Source organism: Meiothermus cerbereus (assembly GCF_051297115.1).
In the GTDB taxonomy this organism is placed as follows: domain Bacteria; phylum Deinococcota; class Deinococci; order Deinococcales; family Thermaceae; genus Meiothermus; species Meiothermus cerbereus_A.
Genome location: NZ_JBEVAL010000147.1, coordinates 1 through 1419 on the forward strand (window position 1 = coordinate 1; position 1419 = coordinate 1419).

Annotated in this window: 2 protein-coding genes; both read left to right on the top strand. The window is 70.5% G+C overall.

Annotation, left to right across the window (positions count from 1 at the left end; translation table 11 throughout):
• Positions 1–205 precede the first annotated feature (205 nt).
• Positions 206–808 carry a hypothetical protein gene (locus tag ABWU19_RS14815; protein WP_435902404.1) on the top strand — a complete coding sequence of 201 codons (603 nt, stop codon included), beginning with the start codon at positions 206–208 and terminating at the stop codon, positions 806–808.
• The coding region (locus tag ABWU19_RS14820) for a hypothetical protein (RefSeq protein WP_435902405.1) at positions 808–1419 on the top strand (612 nt) is incomplete at its 3' end. The genes ABWU19_RS14815 and ABWU19_RS14820, both read left to right, overlap by 1 nt.

Genomic DNA, 1419 nt, shown 5'->3' on the forward strand with positions numbered 1-1419 from the left:
GCGGGGGGGCCGCGAGGCCCCAGCGGCGGGACAGATGCGGCGCGAAGCGCTGCATGGCCCGCCGCTGGGGCGTCGCCCCATGCGCCCCCCATCGCCCCGAAGTGGTGGCCCCCCGAAGTGGGGGCCATCCGAGGGGCGATTATCTCTCCGGCCTGTGGCCGGCTCCCCCCGAAGGGGGGAGAGCTTGCCGCGAGGAGGTCGGGACGTGGATGAGCTGAGGGGACTCCCCCACCTGGCAGCGGATGGGCTCATGCCCCTCTGGCTGGCGGCTGAGTACGGCATTCCGGCTCGGGCCGGGGTGGTTCGCTTTTCCTGGTTGCAGGCCACGGCGGGGGCTGAGAGGAAGCGCCGGATTTACTGGCTGGGCTGGGGGCCGGAGTGCCTGGGCTGGGGCCCCCGCCTGGTTCGGCATGGCCTGCTGTGCGCGGTGGGTCGGAGGTATCTGGGGGTAGCTCCTGGGGACTGGGACTCGCTGGCTATCTGGACCAAGCGGCGGCTTCCCCAGGGGCATCGGTGGGTTGCTAACAACCGGGCCGCGCTTCGGAGGATACCCCGCCCTGATGCCGAGTGGTGGCAGGGGGGGTGGTCCCCGGTGGCGGTGGAGGTTGATACAGGCAAGCGCGGGTTTGATGGCCCCGAGGGTCTGCGGGCCCGCGTGGAGCGCTGGGCTGGGGTGTACGCCGGGGTGGTTTTTTTGACCCCTTCCGAGGCTCGGGCGGAGGCCCTGGTGTGGGTGTTCAGGGATAGGCATGTGCGGGTTGTTTTGCTGCCTCGCTGGTGGGAGGCGGCGGAGGGGAGGGAGGTTTGATGCAGGCGGAATACCTGACTTCGGCGGATGTGGCGCGGCGGATGGGAGTTGAGGGGGGCACGGTTCGGCATTACCGGGAGCTGCTGGAGCGGATGGGCTTCCCCTTCAGCCAGGATCAGGAATCGGGGGCTTATCTCTGGACCCCCGAGCTGGTCGAGGTGGCCCGTGTAGCTCACTCGATGGCGAAGGCGGCCAAGGGGGTCAGCTTCGAGGACGCGCTGCGTCTGATCCTCTACGCGGGGGATCTGGCCCGGAATGCTCAGGAGGGGGTTTCGGTGCTGACGCTGTTGCGGGGTGCGCTCCGTCTGCCGGAACGCCTGGAGGATGCGGCTGTGGATCTCCGGGAGGCGGCCTCGGCTGTGCGCTCCCTGGAGACAGACCTTCGAAAGAGGATGCAGGCCGTGGCCTCGGAGGCCCGAGGCGAGCTGGTCACTGCGGCGCGCCAGGTGCAGGGGGTGGCGGAGGAGGCCCGCTCGGTAGTGCGGGAGGCTGGCTCGGGGGGGTGGATCGGCCCGGCGGCGCTGTTGCTGGTGGCCTTGGGCGTAGCCCTCCCGATCCTGGCTAAGGGCGGCCTGGCGGCGCTGGGGCCGTACCTGGTGGTAGCAGCGGTG